We start from the raw sequence: 17,549 nt of genomic DNA, 5'->3' as shown, positions 1-17,549 counted from the left end.
TATGACATCTGGCGGACAAGCTCAAATTGGTAATGTTGACCTCGTTAAACAACTCAACAGTGCGGCTGTTTATCGCCTGATTGACCAGCATGGTCCAATCTCGCGTATTCAGATCGCCGAACAGAGCCAGCTTGCCCCCGCCAGTGTGACCAAAATCACGCGTCAGCTGATTGAGCGCGGATTGATCAAAGAAGTCGATCAGCAGGCCTCCACCGGGGGCCGCCGCGCCATCTCCATCATTACCGAAACCCGCAATTTCCACGCCATCGGCGTGCGTCTTGGCCGTCACGACACCACGCTCACCCTGTACGATCTGAGCAGCAAAGTGGTGGCGGAAGAGCACTATCCCCTGCCCGAACGAACTCAGGAGACGCTGGAATACGCGCTGCTGAATACCATCGCGCAGTTTATCGATAGCTGCCAGCGTAAAATCCGCGAGCTGATCGCCATTTCAGTGATCCTGCCAGGTCTGGTCGACCCGGAGAGCGGCGTGATTCGCTATATGCCCCATATCCCGGTTGAAAACTGGGGGCTGGTCGGCGCGCTGGAAAAGCGTTTCAACGTCACCTGTTATGTCGGCCACGATATCCGCAGCCTGGCGCTGGCGGAGCACTACTTTGGTGCGAGTCAGGATTGCGAAGACTCTATTCTGGTGCGCGTACACCGCGGTACCGGGGCCGGAATCATCTCCAACGGCCGCATTTTCATTGGCCGTAATGGCAACGTCGGTGAGATTGGCCATATTCAGGTCGATCCCCTCGGCGAGCGCTGCCACTGCGGTAATTTCGGTTGTCTGGAAACAGTCGCGGCCAATGCAGCGATTGAACACCGGGTGCGTCATCTACTTGAACAGGGCTACCAGAGCCGTATCACCCTGGACGATTGCAAGATCAACACTATCTGCAAAGCGGCCAACAAAGGCGATGCCCTTGCCTGCGAAGTGATTGAGCAGGTTGGCCGCCATCTGGGTAAAACCATCGCCATCGCAATCAACCTGTTTAATCCGCAAAAAGTGGTGATTGCCGGTGAAATTACCGAAGCGGAAAAAGTGCTGCTTCCGGCCATCGAAGGCTGCATCAATACTCAGGCGCTGAAAGCCTTCCGCCAGAACCTGCCCGTCGTGCGCTCGACGCTCGATCACCGCTCCGCCATTGGTGCTTTTGCGCTGGTGAAACGCGCCATGCTTAACGGTCTGCTGCTCCAGCGTTTGCTGGAAAGCTAACAGCCCTTTATAGTTACGCCTTCTTTTTTTGAGATGCCAGGTAGTCCATGACCATTCAGAATGTGATTTGTGATATTGACGGCGTGCTGATGCACGATAACGTTGCGGTGCCCGGTGCCGCTGAGTTTCTGAACCGTATTCTGGAAAAGGGAATGCCGCTGGTTCTGCTGACTAACTATCCGTCGCAGACCGGCCAGGATCTGGCCAACCGCTTCGCCACCGCCGGTGTCGACGTGCCGGACAGCGTGTTTTACACCTCCGCCATGGCAACCGCCGACTTCCTGAAACGTCAGGAAGGGAAAAAGGCTTACGTGGTCGGGGAAGGCGCGCTGATCCATGAGCTGTATAAAGCCGGATTCACCATCACCGATGTCAACCCGGATTTCGTCATCGTGGGTGAGACCCGCTCATTTAACTGGGAAATGATGCACAAAGCCGCCTATTTCGTGGCAACAGGCGCGCGCTTTATTGCCACCAACCCGGATACCCACGGGCGCGGATATTACCCGGCGTGCGGCGCGCTCTGCGCGGGCATCGAGAAAATCTCTGGCCGTAAACCTTTCGTGGTAGGCAAACCTAGCCCATGGATTGTGCGCGCGGCGCTCAACAAAATGCAGGCCCACTCCGAGCAAACGGTGATTGTCGGCGATAACCTGCGTACAGATATTCTGGCTGGGTTCCAGGCCGGGCTTGAAACGATCCTTGTGCTCTCGGGCGTCTCCACCCTGGATGACATTGACGCTATGCCGTTCAGGCCGAGCTGGATTTACCCGTCGGTTGCTGAAATCGACGTTATATGACGAAAAACCACGCCGCTGAGCGTGGTTTCTCATTTTCAGGCCTTAAAAACGCAACGCCATCTAATAAAAAACGCAATCCTTTGCATAATCATCAATAAATCTGCTCACGGCATACTCTTTTTTCAACATTCAGCAATGACTGTTGCGTTATTTGCGTTTTCGCCCGTAAAAGTCTTGCGCGCACACCGTGTTTTGCGGCATTTTCATAAGCAAGCAACATCACACTGCAACAGGGTTAACGGAGAAGGTTATGTGTTCAATTTTTGGCGTACTGGATATCAAGACTGACGCGGGCGAACTGCGTAAAAAAGCACTGGAGCTTTCTCGCCTGATGCGTCACCGCGGCCCGGACTGGTCCGGCGTGTACGCAAGCGATAAAGCAATTCTGGCTCACGAACGTCTGTCGATTGTTGATGTCAACGCCGGTGCCCAGCCGCTGTATAACGAGAAAAAAACTCACGCGCTGGCCGTTAACGGTGAAATCTACAACCATCAGGCGCTGCGCGCGGAATACGGCGATCGCTACGCGTTCCAGACGGGTTCCGACTGCGAAGTCATCCTTGCCCTGTATCAGGAAAAAGGACCCGAATTCCTGGACGATCTGCAGGGCATGTTTGCCTTCGCACTGTATGACAGCGAAAAAGACGCCTATCTGATTGGCCGCGACCACATCGGTATTATCCCGCTGTATATGGGTCACGACGAACACGGCAACTTCTACGTCGCCTCTGAAATGAAAGCCCTGGTCCCGGTTTGCCGCACCATTAAAGAGTTCCCGGCAGGCAGCTACCTGTGGAGCAAAGACGGCGAAATCCGTCAGTATTACCAGCGCGACTGGTTCGATTTCGACGCGGTGAAAGATAACGTCACCGACAAAAACGCGCTGCGTCAGGCGCTGGAAGATTCGGTAAAAAGCCACCTGATGTCAGACGTGCCGTACGGCGTGCTGCTTTCTGGCGGTCTGGACTCTTCCGTGATCTCCGCGATCACCAAAAAATTCGCTGCGCGTCGCGTGGAAGACGGGGAGCGCTCTGAAGCCTGGTGGCCGCAGTTGCACTCCTTCGCCGTAGGCCTGGAAGGTGCACCGGATCTGAAAGCCGCGCAGGAAGTGGCAAATCATCTGGGTACCGTGCACCATGAAATTCACTTCACCGTGCAGGAAGGTCTGGACGCGATCCGCGACGTGATTTATCACATCGAAACCTACGATGTGACCACCATTCGCGCATCCACCCCGATGTACCTGATGTCGCGTAAAATCAAAGCGATGGGCATTAAAATGGTGCTGTCGGGCGAAGGGTCTGATGAAGTGTTTGGCGGTTATCTGTACTTCCACAAAGCGCCAAACGCCAAAGAGCTGCACGAAGAGACGGTGCGTAAACTGCAGGCGTTGCATATGTTTGACTGCGCACGCGCTAACAAAGCGATGTCCGCCTGGGGCGTGGAGGCCCGCGTGCCGTTCCTCGATAAATCGTTCCTCGACGTGGCCATGCGCATCAACCCGCAGGATAAAATGTGCGGCAACGGTAAAATGGAGAAACATATCCTGCGTGAATGTTTCGAATCTTACCTGCCGGCAAGCGTCGCATGGCGTCAGAAAGAACAGTTCTCCGACGGCGTGGGCTACAGCTGGATCGACACCCTGAAAGAGGTGGCGGCGAAGCAGGTTTCCGATCAACAACTGGAAACTGCCAGCTTCCGCTTCCCGTACAACACGCCTGGCTCGAAAGAAGCGTATCTGTACCGTGAAATCTTCGAAGAACTTTTCCCGGTCGCAAGCGCGGCAGAATGTGTGCCTGGCGGCCCGTCAGTGGCCTGCTCTTCAGCGAAAGCCATCGAATGGGATGAATCGTTCAAATCCATGAACGATCCATCAGGACGCGCGGTAGGGGTTCACCAGTCGGCCTATAAGTAATCGCCAGAATCGTACTCAGGCCCTTCGGGGCCTTTTTTATGCCTCGCGTTTTGCTGAACAAAAACGATTAATAACCAATAATTGCCGATTATTCGGCCACGCTGTTCGCAACCTAACCAAACAGTCACAATCCGGCCATTTTCGTTGAAAAAGGTATTGACGCTGCAAAGCTCTATACGCATAATGCGCCCCGCAACGCCGATAAGGTAACGCGAAAAAAAGATGGCTACGTAGCTCAGTTGGTTAGAGCACATCACTCATAATGATGGGGTCACAGGTTCGAATCCCGTCGTAGCCACCATCTTTTTTTGCGGGAGTGGCGAAATTGGTAGACGCACCAGATTTAGGTTCTGGCGCCGCAAGGTGTGCGAGTTCAAGTCTCGCCTCCCGCACCATTTCCAGTTCCGCGTTGCACGGATGGGGTATCGCCAAGCGGTAAGGCACCGGTTTTTGATACCGGCATTCCCTGGTTCGAATCCAGGTACCCCAGCCATCTTCTTCGATTTAGCGGTTCTCCGCGGTTATTGGGGTATCGCCAAGCGGTAAGGCACCGGTTTTTGATACCGGCATTCCCTGGTTCGAATCCAGGTACCCCAGCCATCGAAGAAAGCAGTCTGGCTACGTAGCTCAGTTGGTTAGAGCACATCACTCATAATGATGGGGTCACAGGTTCGAATCCCGTCGTAGCCACCAAATTAGGAATTTATCGATTATTTCGATAAACTAGAAAAAATTGTTGGGGTATCGCCAAGCGGTAAGGCTCTGGTTTCTGATACCAGCATTCCGAGGTTCGAATCCTCGTACCCCAGCCAATTTCAAAAGTCGTTAGATTGTTGTTTGTTTAACGCACCCTGTTGGGGTATCGCCAAGCGGTAAGGCTCTGGTTTCTGATACCAGCATTCCGAGGTTCGAATCCTCGTACCCCAGCCACTTAATAGCAAAAAAGCCCGCTCTGCGGGCTTTTTTGTTTTTGTGCTCTGGAGATATCCCCCTCCCTCACAACAACGAGGGAGGAGACAGAACCTACAGACCTAACGCGTACTTCAATGCCTGACGCTTCAATCCGCCCGCACGCTCGGCCGCCATCAGACCCACATTGCGCAGAATCCGCACCGGGCCGAGATCGTTGATGAATCCCGCATAAAACAGATCCATCCCCGACTGCATCAAAAAGTTATCCGCCATGCGACGCGTCTGGTAGCGCTTCAGCACAGCCGCACTCGCCCAAGGTTCCGCATGGTCACGCGCGCTGCTCATCACCGATAACAACGCTTCGACGTCACGATATCCCAGGTTAACACCCTGCCCGGCCAGCGGATGAATGGTATGCGCGGCATCCCCCACCAGCGCCAGCCCTTCTTGTGCATATTGCAGGGCGTGACGACGGGTTAACGGGAATCCCCCCGCCGCCACCGGCGTCACCGCGCCCAGACGCGCCGGGAAGTGTTTTTCGATTTCGTGCTGCAGCTGATCCATCGACAAACTTTGCAGCTGGCGAATGCGCGCCGGAGTGTCGTACCACACCAGTGACGCCCAGTGTCCAAAGAGCGGTAAAAAGGCGTGCGGGCCGTTGGGGGTAAAGTGCTGCCAGGTACTGTCGCCCGGCTCATTTTCACATTTAACGGTAATCAGCATACAAGATTGCTGATACTGCCAGGCGTGAATACCGATCCCGGCCATCTGGCGCACCTGTGAATTCGCACCGTCGGCCCCCACGACCAGCTTCACGGCCAGTTCATCGCCGTTAGCCAGCTCCAGCAAATAACCGCCCTCATGGCGATGCAGCGCTTTCAGAGAATCCGGAACGCGCAGCGTCACGTTCTCATGCGCCTCCAGCGCCTGCCACAGGGCTAGCTGCAGAACGTTATTCTCCACCATGTAGCCCAGCAGCGGCAGCTTCAGTTCAGCGGCGTCAAAGGTCACATGCGCGGTTTCCCACTCCCACGTCTCCAGTCGACGATACGGATGGGCGCGCATCGCGAGGATCGCCTCCCACACGCCCAGCCCGCGTAGCAGATCGACCGACGCGGCGCTGATCGCCGAGATCCGCACGTCCGGCTGCTGGGCCTCGTCAAATTCGGGGGGCGCGGCCTGCTCGATCACCGTTACCTGGAATCCCTGTTGTGCCAGTCCCAGCGCCAGTGCGCCGCCGACCATCCCGCCGCCGACCACGGCGATTTCGGTTTTCTGGAGTGTCATGGTCAATAATCCTTTGAAGAGAATCCCTTAAGTTTACCGGATTTTTTCTCCCTTGAGGCAGCCAACCTTCATACTGGTCACAACCCCACCAAAGCATTACAATACGCGGCTTGCAATCCTGAGCCTGAGCAAGTCGATGACTAAAAAACTCCATATAAAAACCTGGGGCTGTCAGATGAACGAATACGATTCATCGAAGATGGCCGATCTGCTGAATGCCACCCACGGGTATCAACTGACTGAAGTGGCAGAAGAAGCCGATGTGCTGCTGCTTAACACCTGCTCAATCCGTGAAAAAGCGCAGGAAAAAGTCTTCCACCTGTTAGGTCGCTGGAAACTCCTCAAAAAGAAAAATCCGGACCTGATTATCGGCGTCGGGGGCTGCGTGGCCTCGCAAGAGGGCAAGCTGATCCGTCAACGCGCCCATTACGTCGATATTGTGTTTGGCCCGCAAACTCTTCATCGCCTGCCGGAGATGATTAACTCAGTGCGCGGCGATCGCAGCCCGGTGGTTGACGTCAGTTTCCCTGAAATCGAGAAATTTGATCGTCTGCCAGAGCCGCGTGCCGATGGCCCAAGCGCCTACGTCTCCATCATGGAAGGCTGCAACAAATACTGCACCTACTGCGTCGTGCCTTACACGCGCGGTGAAGAGGTCAGCCGCCCTTGCGACGACATTCTGTTTGAAGTGGCGCAGCTGGCCGCTCAGGGCGTGCGCGAAGTGAACCTGCTCGGCCAGAACGTGAACGCCTGGCGTGGCGCAAACTACGACGGCTCCACGGGCACCTTCGCCGAGCTGCTGCGTCTGGTTGCCGCCATCGACGGTATCGACCGCGTGCGTTTCACCACCAGCCATCCGATCGAATTTACCGATGACATCATTGATGTCTATCGCGATACGCCAGAGCTGGTGAGCTTCCTGCACCTGCCGGTTCAGTGCGGCTCTGACCGCCTGCTGAACCTGATGGGCCGCACGCATACGGTGCTGGAGTACAAAGCCATCATCCGCAAGCTGCGTGAAGCGCGCCCGGATATCCAGATTAGCTCCGACTTTATCGTCGGCTTCCCTGGCGAAACCACCGACGACTTCGCGCGTACTATGAAGCTGATTGGCGAAGTCAATTTCGACACCAGCTTTAGCTTTATCTTCTCTGCGCGTCCGGGCACGCCAGCCGCCGATATGGTGGACGATGTACCGGAAGAGGAGAAAAAACAGCGTCTCTATATTCTGCAGGAGCGTATCAACCAGCAGGTCAACGCCTGGAGCCGCCGTATGCTCGGCACCACGCAGCGTATTCTGGTGGAAGGCACGTCGCGTAAGAGCCTGATGCAGCTCTCTGGGCGTACCGAGAACAACCGCGTGGTGAACTTCGAAGGCACTCCGGACATGATCGGTAAGTTTGTCGATATCGAAATCCAGGAAGTGCTCACCAACTCCATGCGCGGCAAACTGGTGCGCACGGAAGCGGAAATGGGCCTGCGCGTCGCCGAAACGCCAGCGTCTGTTATTGCCCGCACGCGTAAAGAAAACGATTTGGGTGTCGGTGTTTACCAGCCTTAATCCATTCAGGCCTGTCGCTCTGGCAGGCCTTGTATTTCCTCTCTGCGTCCCCAATATGCAACCATAAGCTTGCGCCTTTAAACTGTGGCGTGAATAATTTCGTAAAGACGACTCGTCTGTAAGTCAGTTCGGCACGTTGCTCTCTGACCCTACACACATTAAGAGGAACAGTTTGAATACAGAAACGCGTGAACTTACCCTGGAGCCAGCAGACAACGCTCGCCTGCTGAGCCTGTGCGGGCCGTTTGATGACAACATCAAACAACTGGAGCGACGTCTGGGTATCGAAATCAATCGTCGCGATAATCACTTCAAACTCACCGGACGCGCCATCTGCGTCAACGCCGCTGCGGACATTCTGCGCAGCCTGTATGTCGATACCGCCCCGATGCGCGGCGAAACTCAGGATATCGAGCCTGAGCACATCCACCTCGCCATTAAAGAAGCGCGAGTGCTTGAGCAGAGCGCGGAAAGCGTGCCGGACTACGGCAAGGCCATCAATATCAAAACCAAGCGTGGCGTCATCAAGCCGCGTACGCCGAACCAGGCGCAGTACATCGCCAATATTCTCGACCATGACATCACCTTCGGCGTCGGCCCGGCGGGGACGGGTAAAACCTATCTGGCCGTTGCCGCCGCCGTCGATGCACTGGAGCGTCAGGATATTCGTCGTATCCTGCTGACGCGCCCGGCGGTTGAAGCCGGTGAGAAACTGGGCTTCCTGCCCGGCGATCTGAGCCAGAAAGTAGACCCGTATCTGCGCCCGCTGTATGACGCCCTGTTTGAAATGCTCGGCTTCGAGAAAGTGGAAAAGCTGATCGAGCGTAACGTCATCGAAGTCGCCCCGCTCGCCTATATGCGCGGCCGTACGCTGAACGATGCGTTTATCATTCTCGATGAGAGCCAGAACACCACCATCGAACAGATGAAGATGTTCCTGACGCGTATCGGCTTCAACTCGAAAGCGGTCATTACCGGCGATATCACCCAGATCGACCTGCCGCGCAGCACCAAATCCGGTCTGCGTCACGCCATCGAAGTATTGGCGGAAGTAGACGAAATTAGCTTCAACTTCTTCAACAGCGAAGACGTGGTGCGCCATCCGGTGGTCGCCCGCATCGTCAACGCCTATGAAGCGTGGGAAGAAGCAGAACAAAAACGTAAAGCAGAACAGGCCGCGGAACGAAAACGCGAAGCCCAGGAGCATGAGAATAAATGAGTCAGGTGATCCTCGATTTACAGCTAGCCTGTGAAGACAATTCCGGTTTGCCGGAAGAGCGTCAGTTTCAAACATGGCTGGATGCGGTGATCCCGCAGTTTCAGGAAGAGTCAGAAGTCACGATTCGCCTGGTCGACGAAGCGGAGAGCCACGAGCTGAACCTGACCTATCGCGGGAAAGATAAGCCGACCAACGTGCTCTCTTTCCCGTTTGAAGCACCGCCGGGCATCGAAATGCCGCTGCTCGGCGACCTGATCATCTGCCGCCAGGTGGTAGAACAGGAAGCCAAAGAGCAGCAAAAGCCGCTCGACGCTCACTGGGCGCATATGGTTATCCACGGCAGTCTGCATCTGCTGGGTTATGATCATATTGAAGACGAAGAAGCGGAAGAGATGGAATCCCTCGAGACAGAGATAATGCTTGCTCTGGGCTATGAGGATCCGTACATTGCCGAGAAAGAATAGTCAGTTAAGCATCAGGCTTTATTGACCGATCAGGCCGCCGCATATGGACCTTTCCTGCGGCGGCGCGCATTAAACTCACAAGAGAACCCTTAACAAACGCCATGAGCGACGACAATTCACACAGTAGCGACACGACAACCAGCAAGAAGGGATTTTTCTCCCTCATTCTGAGCCAGCTGTTCCACGGCGAACCGAAAAACCGTGATGAACTCCTGGAGCTGATTCGTGATTCCGGGCAGAACGATCTTATCGACGAAGATACGCGCGAAATGCTCGAAGGGGTCATGGACATCGCCGACCAGCGCGTTCGCGATATTATGATCCCCCGCTCGCAGATGATTACCCTGAAACGCAACCAGACTCTGGACGAGTGCCTCGATGTGATCATCGAATCAGCCCACTCGCGTTTCCCGGTGATTAGCGAAGACAAAGATCACATTGAAGGGATTCTGATGGCCAAGGATCTGCTGCCGTTTATGCGCAGCGATGCCGACGCTTTCAGCATGGAAAAAGTGTTACGCCAGGCGGTGGTGGTCCCGGAAAGCAAGCGCGTTGACCGCATGCTGAAAGAGTTCCGCTCCCAGCGCTACCACATGGCGATTGTTATCGATGAATTTGGCGGTGTTTCCGGCCTTGTGACTATCGAAGATATTCTCGAACTGATCGTCGGTGAAATCGAAGATGAGTACGATGAAGAAGACGATATCGAATTCCGTCAGCTGAGCCGCCATACCTGGACCGTGCGCGCGCTGGCCTCCATTGAAGAGTTCAACGACACCTTTGGCACCCACTTCAGCGATGAAGAGGTGGATACCATTGGCGGGCTGGTGATGCAGGCCTTTGGCCATCTCCCGGCGCGCGGCGAGTCCGTTGACATCGATGGTTACCAGTTCAAGGTCGCTATGGCCGACAGCCGACGTATTATTCAGGTTCACGTCAGAATGCCGGACGACTCCCCGGTGCCAAAACTGGAAGATTAATGTAAATGGCATTTGCCCCACTGCTTGAACGCCAGCGCGTCCGTTTGCTGCTGGCGCTGTTGCTCGGAGCCAGCGGAACGCTGGCTTTTTCTCCTTATGACATCTGGCCTGCCGCCCTCCTCTCTCTGATGGGACTGCAAGGGCTGACGCTGAATCGCCGCCCGATTCAGGCTGCGGCCATCGGCTACTTCTGGGGTCTGGGCCTGTTTGGCTCCGGCATTAACTGGGTTTACGTCAGTATCGCGCAGTTCGGCGGTATGCCTGGCCCGGTTAACGTCTTCCTGGTGGTGCTGCTGGCGGCGTATCTCTCGCTGTATACCGGTCTCTTCGCGGGGATTTTGTCGCGCCTGTGGCCGAAAACCAGCTGGCTGCGCGTGGCGATTGCGGCACCCGTGGTCTGGCAAATCACCGAGTTTTTACGCGGCTGGGTGCTGACCGGCTTCCCGTGGCTGCAGTTTGGCTACAGCCAGATCGATGGTCCGCTAAAAGGCCTGGCGCCGGTGATGGGCGTGGAGGCGATCAACTTCCTGCTGATGGTGGTGAGTGGTCTGCTGGTACTGGCCCTGGTGCAGCGCAACTGGAAACCGCTGGTCGCGGCAGTGGTGCTGTTTGCCCTTCCCTTCCCGCTGCGCTTTATCCAGTGGTTCACTCTGGAGCCCGCGCGCGCGACCCAGGTGTCGATGGTACAGGGCAATATTCCACAGTCGCTGAAGTGGGATGAGAACCAGCTGATCAATACGCTAAAAATCTATCTCGATGCGACGCAGAAAGAGATGGGCAAATCTGGCCTGATTATCTGGCCGGAGTCTGCGATTCCCGATCTGGAGATCAACCAGCAGCGTTTCCTGAGCATGATGGACGATCTGCTGCGCGCGAAGAACAGCACGCTGATCACCGGGATCGTCGACGCGCGTCTGAACAAACAGAACCGTTACGACACCTACAACACGATTATCACGCTCGGCAAAGACAACCCGTACAGCTACGAATCGGCGAATCGTTACAACAAAAACCACCTGGTGCCGTTTGGTGAGTTTGTACCGCTGGAAACGATTCTGCGTCCGCTGGCGCCGTTCTTCGATCTGCCAATGTCGTCCTTCAGCCGTGGGCCTTATGTCCAGCCGCAGCTTCATGCGCATGGCCTGGCGCTGACCCCGGCGATCTGTTACGAAATCATCCTTGGCGAACAGGTGCGCGATAACTTCCGTCCCGATACGGATTATCTGTTGACCATCTCCAACGATGCCTGGTTTGGCAAGTCGATTGGCCCGTGGCAGCACTTCCAGATGGCGCGCATGCGTTCCCTGGAGCTGGCCCGTCCGCTGCTGCGCAGCACCAATAACGGCATTACCGCCGTGATTGGTCCGCAGGGTGAAATCCAGGCGATGATCCCGCAATTCACACGTGCCGTGCTGACAACCACCGTCACGCCAACCTCCGGCCTCACGCCGTATGCTCGCACCGGCAACTGGCCGCTGTGGATCCTGACGGTACTGTTTGGTTTTGGCGCTGTGTTAATGAGTTTGCGTCAGCGTCGTAAGTAATCCCCCCAGCGCCCGGCGGCATTTCGCTTGCCGGGCCTTCATTCCTCATTCCCAGGCCAGGTCTGGCACAACACATCTGATACCCGGCAAATCCCCCCGACTCCCATTTCTGGCACGCCTATTGCTTTGTTAAATCACAAATTCAGTGGTTTGGCTTAACGTGCAACGTTGGCGCACCACCGCAGTTCATCTGTAGCACCGAAACGGTGCAGGCAGATATTTTTGCCTCTGAATGGTGCGGCGCGCTTCGCAAAAATAAACAATAACGCAGCAAAATCTTTACATTAAGCCAGACTAAATGTTAACAAGCTTGCATAACACTGCACTCGCATCGCGCGAGATATAACAACATCACAATGGGTATCAATGCGTCATTGGCGCAGATAATAAAGGAGTTGGGTATGCAATTACGTAAACTGGCCACAGCAATGCTGGTAATGGGGATGTCCGCAGGCGTCGTTCACGCTGAAGACGCTCCGGCTGCCGGGAGCACTCTCGACAAGATTGCCAAAAATGGCGTGATCGTGGTCGGCCACCGTGAATCTTCCGTCCCGTTCTCATACTACGACAACACGCAAAAAGTCGTAGGCTACTCTCAGGACTACTCCAACGCGATCGTAGAAGCGGTCAAGAAAAAGCTCAACAAACCTGACCTGCAGGTGAAGCTGATTCCAATTACGTCGCAAAACCGTATTCCTCTGCTGCAAAACGGCACCTTCGATTTTGAGTGTGGTTCCACCACCAACAACCTCGAACGTCAGAAACAAGCGGCCTTCTCCGACACCATCTTCGTGGTCGGTACGCGTCTGCTGACCAAAAAAGGCGGCGAGATTAAAGACTTCGCAGACCTGAAAGGCAAAGCGGTTGTTGTGACCTCCGGTACCACCTCTGAAGTGCTGCTGCATAAGCTCAACGACGAGAAGAAACTGGATATGCGCATCATCAGCGCGAAAGACCACGGTGACTCTTTCCGTACGCTGGAGAGCGGCCGCGCGGTGGCATTCATGATGGATGACGCGCTGCTGGCGGGCGAACGTGCAAAAGCGAAGAAACCAGACAACTGGGACATCGTCGGCACGGCGCAGTCGAAAGAGGCATACGGCTGTATGCTGCGTAAAGACGACGCAAGCTTCAAAAAGCTGATCGATGACACCATCGCTCAGGTTCAGACCTCCGGCGAAGCGGAAAAATGGTTCGATAAGTGGTTCAAGAACCCGATTCCACCAAAAAATCTCAACATGAACTTTGAACTGTCTGACGACATGAAAGCCCTGTTCAAAGAACCAAACGACAAAGCACTTAACTAATTAGAACCATTAAGGGGCGGGATCTCCTGCCCTCTCGATTGTCGGGAAGCGCGGACAGACTATACGTTGAGTGGTCGTTCCCCACTCAGCGCGAACATTGAGCTTCTCACCAATCTTCGAGGGTAGCGCTGCTACCCTTTTTTTTCTGGAGTTTATTATGTCAATAGACTGGAACTGGGGCATTTTTCTGCAACAAGCCCCGTTCGGCAACACCACCTATCTTGGCTGGCTGTGGAGCGGCTTTCAGGTTACCGTTGCGTTATCGATAACGGCCTGGATAATCGCTTTCCTGGTCGGTTCCCTGTTCGGTATTTTACGTACCGTTCCGAACCGTTTTCTCTCTTCCCTGGGTACCCTGTACGTCGAACTGTTCCGTAACGTTCCGCTCATCGTGCAGTTCTTTACCTGGTATCTGGTTGTACCTGAACTGCTGCCGGAAAATCTCGGCATGTGGTTTAAATCTGAGCTGGACCCGAATATTCAGTTCTTTGTCTCCTCGATGCTTTGCCTTGGCCTGTTCACCGCTGCGCGCGTGTGCGAGCAGGTGCGTGCTGCGATTCAGTCGCTGCCGCGCGGGCAAAAGAACGCCGCACTGGCGATGGGCCTGACGCTGCCGCAAAGCTACCGCTACGTGCTGCTGCCAAACGCTTACCGCGTAATCGTTCCGCCGATGACCTCCGAGATGATGAACCTGGTGAAAAACTCGGCCATCGCCTCCACCATTGGTCTGGTCGATATGGCGGCGCAGGCGGGCAAGCTGCTGGATTACTCCGCCCACGCGTGGGAATCTTTCACCGCCATTACCGTGGCCTATGTGCTGATTAACGCTTTCATCATGCTGGTGATGAACCTGGTTGAACGTAAAACTCGCCTGCCGGGCAATCTGGGGGGCAAATAATGTACGAGTTTGACTGGAGTTCCATTGTTCCCGCCATGCCCTATCTGCTCGACGGGCTGGTTATTACCTTAAAAATCACCGCCATTGCGATCGTGGTTGGTATTGTCTGGGGCACGATTTTGGCGGTCATGCGCTTGTCGAGCTTCAAGCCTTTCGCCTGGTTCGCCACCGCCTACGTCAACGTCTTCCGCTCCATTCCGCTGGTGATGGTGCTGCTGTGGTTTTATCTGATCGTTCCCGGCCTGCTGCAAAACGTGCTGGGGCTGTCGCCGAAAACCGATATCCGCCTGATCTCTGCCATGGTCGCGTTCTCAATGTTTGAGGCGGCGTACTATTCGGAAATTATTCGCGCGGGTATTCAGAGCATCTCTCGCGGACAATCGAGCGCGGCGCTGGCGCTGGGGATGACCCACTGGCAGTCCATGAAGCTCATTATTCTGCCACAGGCGTTTCGCGCCATGGTCCCGCTGCTGCTGACGCAGGGCATCGTTCTTTTCCAGGATACCTCGCTTGTGTATGTGCTGAGCCTCGCGGACTTCTTCCGTACGGCCTCCACTATCGGCGAACGCGACGGTACGCAGGTTGAGATGATCCTGTTCGCAGGTGCGGTTTATTTTGCAATTAGTTTAAGCGCGTCGCTGTTGGTTACCTGGCTGAAGAAAAGGACAGTCTCATGATTTCCCTGAAAAATGTTTCTAAATGGTATGGGCACTTTCAGGTGCTGACCGACTGCTCCACCGAAGTGAAAAAAGGCGAAGTGGTTGTGGTATGCGGGCCGTCTGGCTCCGGTAAATCGACGTTGATTAAAACCGTCAACGGCCTGGAACCGGTGCAGAAAGGCGAGATTGTCGTCGATGGCACGAAGGTCAACGACAAAAATACCAACCTGGCGAAACTGCGTTCCCACGTCGGGATGGTGTTCCAGCACTTTGAGCTGTTCCCACACCTGTCGATTATCGAGAACCTGACGCTGGCGCAGGTAAAAGTGCTGAAACGCGACAAAAAAGCGGCGCGTGATAAAGGCTTAAAACTGCTGGAACGCGTGGGGCTGTCTGCTCACGCCGATAAGTTCCCGGCCCAGCTCTCCGGTGGTCAGCAACAGCGTGTGGCGATTGCGCGCGCGCTGTGCATGGATCCTATCGCCATGCTGTTTGATGAACCGACCTCCGCGCTTGATCCGGAAATGATCAACGAAGTGCTGGATGTGATGGTGGAGCTGGCGCACGAAGGGATGACCATGATGGTGGTGACCCACGAGATGGGCTTTGCCCGCAAAGTGGCCAACCGCGTGATCTTTATGGACGAAGGGAAAATTGTCGAAGATTCGCCGAAAGAGGACTTCTTCGCTAACCCGCAATCCGATCGCGCCAAAGATTTCCTCGCCAAAATCCTGCACTGATCAACCGGGTGCGCACTCTTCGGATTGCGCACCACTTCACGCTTTGAGTCTCTTCTTCTCGTCTGCTTCATCTTGCGGCGTTAACCTTGTCACAAAATAACGCCAAAAATGGAGCACCCTATGCCACTGCCGATCATACTCGATTGCGATCCTGGTCATGATGACGCTATCGCGCTTGTCCTTGCCCTCGCCTCACCGGAATTAGCCCTCAAAGCCGTCACCTCCTCCGCCGGAAATCAGACCCCGGACAAAACCCTGCGTAATGTGTTACGCATGCTGACCCTGCTCAATCGCATGGATATCCCGGTGGCGGGCGGCGCGGTGAAACCGCTGATGCGCGATCTGATCATCGCCGATAACGTTCACGGCGAGAGCGGGCTGGACGGCCCGGCGCTGCCGGAACCTGGCTTTGAACCGCAACACTGCACGGCGGTTGAGCTGATGGCGAACGTGCTGCGCGACAGCGACGAGCCGGTGACGCTTGTGGCGACAGGCCCGCAAACCAACGTGGCACTGCTGCTCAACAGCCATCCGGAACTGCACGCAAAAATCGCGCGGATTGTGATCATGGGTGGAGCGATGGGGCTGGGGAACTGGACGCCCGCGGCAGAGTTCAACATCTTCGTCGATCCGGAAGCCGCAGAAATTGTCTTCCAGTCGGGCATCCCGATTGTGATGGCCGGTCTGGATGTCACCCACCGGGCGCAGATCATGGCAGAGGATATCGCGCGTTTTCGCGCAATTGGCAATCCTGTTGCCACCACGGTCGCTGAGCTACTCGACTTCTTTATGGAATACCACAAAACCGAGAAATGGGGCTTCCAGGGCGCGCCGCTGCACGATCCGTGCACCATCGCCTGGCTGCTGAAACCGGAGATTTTCACGACCGTTGATCGTTGGGTAGGAGTTGAAACCCAGGGGAAATACACTCAGGGCATGACGGTGGTGGATTATTATTTCCTGACGGGCAATACGCCGAATACCACGCTGATGGTGGATATCAACCGGGAAGCGTTTGTCGATTTGCTGGCCGAGAGACTGAAGTTTTACGCCTAATCAGTGCGCCGGGCGGCGCTGCGCTTTTCCGGCCTACGATTGTGCAGGCCCGGTAAACGTCGCGCCACCGGCGTTGAGGTTACGGCTCGAAAGGCCGTCTCTGGAACTGGTCATGGCCGCATTTCGGGCAGCGCGGCAGAACGTCCGGGGTATACACCGCCAGATGGAAATGACAGTTTTCACAGACCAGATTGCCCAGCCCAACTACCTCGCCGCTGTGATACACACCGTGATGGTTCAGATCCTGAAACACTTCGCGCCACTCCAGCTGGGTTTTATCGGTGATATCTGCCAGCTCCTGCCACAGACTCTCTTTAATCACCCGCATAAATACGCTGTCGGTAACGTCGTTTTGACTCTCTTCGTAGCTTCGCGCGAACTCCTCAAGGTCGCGGCGCACGGCCCGCGTCACCTCTTCCACTTCGGTGCGCGTCAACTCACCCGTCTGTACAACCCGAACACGCGCCTGCTCGACAAGAGCATCAATATCACGTTCGCCGTTACGCAGGCGCTCCGTCAGTGTGGCAACCAGTTCGCGGTAAAATTGAGCAACCTTGTTCATCCTTTCGCCTCCCGGGTAAGTAACTGTCTCTAATAATAGACCTTATTTTGCCGCTGCTTTGTCAGGTCGACCACAGACCAGGTAAATTCCTGCAAAGGCGGGATGCGATACCGTGCACAGTATTTGAACAGTTCGTGCTAGGATGAAGCTCATTCATTGAAAGGTTAATCATCATGTCTCTTCTCGATTACGCAATGAAGCTTATCGGTGGCGCATCAACCACCACCGTGACTTGCCCGCACTGCGGCCTCAAGTCCTCCCACCCGACCTCCAAAATTCGTCTCAAACAGGCCATGCTGTGCCCCGGCTGTAAAGCCCTGTTTGTTGCTCCACGCTGATTGCACGCGCGCCCTTTGGCGCAACATCGGTGTTCTATACTGAAGTAAGAGTCCAGCAGCTGTTAAATCCAAGATGCCCCACACC

General features: G+C 55.3%; 16 protein-coding genes and 7 tRNA genes. 21 read left to right on the top strand and 2 right to left on the bottom strand.

Features of this window, described 5'->3' with window-relative positions:
* Position 1: 1 nt before the first annotated feature.
* The 10 genes from C0560_RS06220 to C0560_RS06175 all read left to right on the top strand — a co-directional run bounded on the left by C0560_RS06220 (position 2) and on the right by C0560_RS06175 (position 4,867).
* Complete coding sequence (locus C0560_RS06220; RefSeq protein ID WP_248859837.1) at positions 2–1,222, top strand: N-acetylglucosamine repressor; 1,221 nt, start codon at positions 2–4, stop codon at positions 1,220–1,222.
* Between the two features lie 47 nt (positions 1,223–1,269).
* On the top strand, positions 1,270–2,022 hold the full coding sequence (locus C0560_RS06215; protein ID WP_100777208.1) for an HAD-IIA family hydrolase: 753 nt from the start codon (positions 1,270–1,272) through the stop codon (positions 2,020–2,022).
* Between the two features lie 250 nt (positions 2,023–2,272).
* Complete coding sequence (asnB, locus tag C0560_RS06210; protein ID WP_102104404.1) at positions 2,273–3,937, top strand: asparagine synthase B; 1,665 nt, start codon at positions 2,273–2,275, stop codon at positions 3,935–3,937.
* A 224-nt stretch (positions 3,938–4,161) separates the two neighbouring features.
* Positions 4,162–4,238 (top strand) — tRNA-Met (locus C0560_RS06205).
* A gap of 9 nt (positions 4,239–4,247) precedes the next feature.
* Positions 4,248–4,332, top strand: a tRNA-Leu gene (locus C0560_RS06200).
* Between the two features lie 23 nt (positions 4,333–4,355).
* Positions 4,356–4,430: transfer RNA gene (locus C0560_RS06195), tRNA-Gln, on the top strand.
* 32 nt (positions 4,431–4,462) lie between these two features.
* Positions 4,463–4,537 (top strand) — tRNA-Gln (locus C0560_RS06190).
* A 16-nt stretch (positions 4,538–4,553) separates the two neighbouring features.
* A tRNA-Met gene (locus C0560_RS06185) sits at positions 4,554–4,630 on the top strand.
* A 44-nt stretch (positions 4,631–4,674) separates the two neighbouring features.
* Positions 4,675–4,749 (top strand) — tRNA-Gln (locus C0560_RS06180).
* A 43-nt stretch (positions 4,750–4,792) separates the two neighbouring features.
* Positions 4,793–4,867: transfer RNA gene (locus C0560_RS06175), tRNA-Gln, on the top strand.
* 93 nt (positions 4,868–4,960) lie between these two features.
* Here C0560_RS06175 and ubiF read toward each other — a convergent pair.
* Positions 4,961–6,136: a 3-demethoxyubiquinol 3-hydroxylase gene (gene ubiF, locus C0560_RS06170; RefSeq protein WP_248859836.1), complete on the bottom strand. Its 1,176-nt coding sequence runs from the start codon at positions 6,134–6,136 to the stop codon at positions 4,961–4,963.
* Positions 6,137–6,272: 136 nt separating this feature from the next.
* On the opposite strand from ubiF, the gene miaB reads away from it, so the two are divergent.
* The 10 genes from miaB to rihA all read left to right on the top strand — a co-directional run bounded on the left by miaB (position 6,273) and on the right by rihA (position 16,564).
* Complete coding sequence (gene miaB, locus C0560_RS06165) at positions 6,273–7,697, top strand: tRNA (N6-isopentenyl adenosine(37)-C2)-methylthiotransferase MiaB (RefSeq protein ID WP_248859835.1); 1,425 nt, start codon at positions 6,273–6,275, stop codon at positions 7,695–7,697.
* A 172-nt stretch (positions 7,698–7,869) separates the two neighbouring features.
* Complete coding sequence (locus C0560_RS06160) at positions 7,870–8,916, top strand: PhoH family protein (protein WP_181827485.1); 1,047 nt, start codon at positions 7,870–7,872, stop codon at positions 8,914–8,916.
* On the top strand, positions 8,913–9,380 hold the full coding sequence (gene ybeY / locus C0560_RS06155; protein WP_100777213.1) for an rRNA maturation RNase YbeY: 468 nt from the start codon (positions 8,913–8,915) through the stop codon (positions 9,378–9,380). The genes C0560_RS06160 and ybeY overlap by 4 nt, the downstream gene beginning before the upstream one ends.
* A gap of 101 nt (positions 9,381–9,481) precedes the next feature.
* Entirely contained in the window at positions 9,482–10,360 is an 879-nt protein-coding gene (corC, locus tag C0560_RS06150) for a CNNM family magnesium/cobalt transport protein CorC (RefSeq protein ID WP_181827484.1), read from the top strand.
* A gap of 5 nt (positions 10,361–10,365) precedes the next feature.
* Positions 10,366–11,904: an apolipoprotein N-acyltransferase gene (gene lnt, locus C0560_RS06145; protein ID WP_248859834.1), complete on the top strand. Its 1,539-nt coding sequence runs from the start codon at positions 10,366–10,368 to the stop codon at positions 11,902–11,904.
* A gap of 401 nt (positions 11,905–12,305) precedes the next feature.
* Positions 12,306–13,211, top strand: coding sequence for an amino acid ABC transporter substrate-binding protein (locus tag C0560_RS06140; RefSeq protein ID WP_142503628.1), 906 nt, complete (start codon positions 12,306–12,308; stop codon positions 13,209–13,211).
* A gap of 157 nt (positions 13,212–13,368) precedes the next feature.
* Positions 13,369–14,109, top strand: a complete 741-nt coding sequence (locus C0560_RS06135) for an amino acid ABC transporter permease (protein WP_102104168.1) — start codon at positions 13,369–13,371, stop codon at positions 14,107–14,109.
* The gene (gene gltK, locus C0560_RS06130; RefSeq protein WP_100777217.1) at positions 14,109–14,786 is read left to right on the top strand and encodes a glutamate/aspartate ABC transporter permease GltK; all 678 of its coding nucleotides are present in this window, start codon (positions 14,109–14,111) and stop codon (positions 14,784–14,786) included. The genes C0560_RS06135 and gltK overlap by 1 nt, the downstream gene beginning before the upstream one ends.
* Entirely contained in the window at positions 14,783–15,508 is a 726-nt protein-coding gene (locus tag C0560_RS06125) for an amino acid ABC transporter ATP-binding protein (protein WP_107704044.1), read from the top strand. The genes gltK and C0560_RS06125 overlap by 4 nt, the downstream gene beginning before the upstream one ends.
* Positions 15,509–15,628: 120 nt before the next feature.
* On the top strand, positions 15,629–16,564 hold the full coding sequence (gene rihA / locus C0560_RS06120; protein WP_107704045.1) for a pyrimidine-specific ribonucleoside hydrolase RihA: 936 nt from the start codon (positions 15,629–15,631) through the stop codon (positions 16,562–16,564).
* A gap of 79 nt (positions 16,565–16,643) precedes the next feature.
* Here the strand turns inward: rihA and C0560_RS06115 are convergent, their stop codons facing one another.
* Positions 16,644–17,126, bottom strand: a complete 483-nt coding sequence (locus C0560_RS06115; protein ID WP_100777220.1) for a zinc ribbon-containing protein — start codon at positions 17,124–17,126, stop codon at positions 16,644–16,646.
* Positions 17,127–17,299: 173 nt separating this feature from the next.
* On the opposite strand from C0560_RS06115, the gene C0560_RS06110 reads away from it, so the two are divergent.
* The gene (locus tag C0560_RS06110) at positions 17,300–17,464 is read left to right on the top strand and encodes a YnfU family zinc-binding protein (protein ID WP_164971751.1); all 165 of its coding nucleotides are present in this window, start codon (positions 17,300–17,302) and stop codon (positions 17,462–17,464) included.
* The last annotated feature ends 85 nt before the right edge of the window (positions 17,465–17,549 follow it).

The organism is Lelliottia sp. AC1, assembly GCF_023278595.1.
Lineage (GTDB): Bacteria > Pseudomonadota > Gammaproteobacteria > Enterobacterales > Enterobacteriaceae > Enterobacter > Enterobacter nimipressuralis.
The sequence above is the reverse complement of the archived record's forward strand: the minus strand, read 5'-3'. Positions and strand labels throughout refer to the sequence as shown.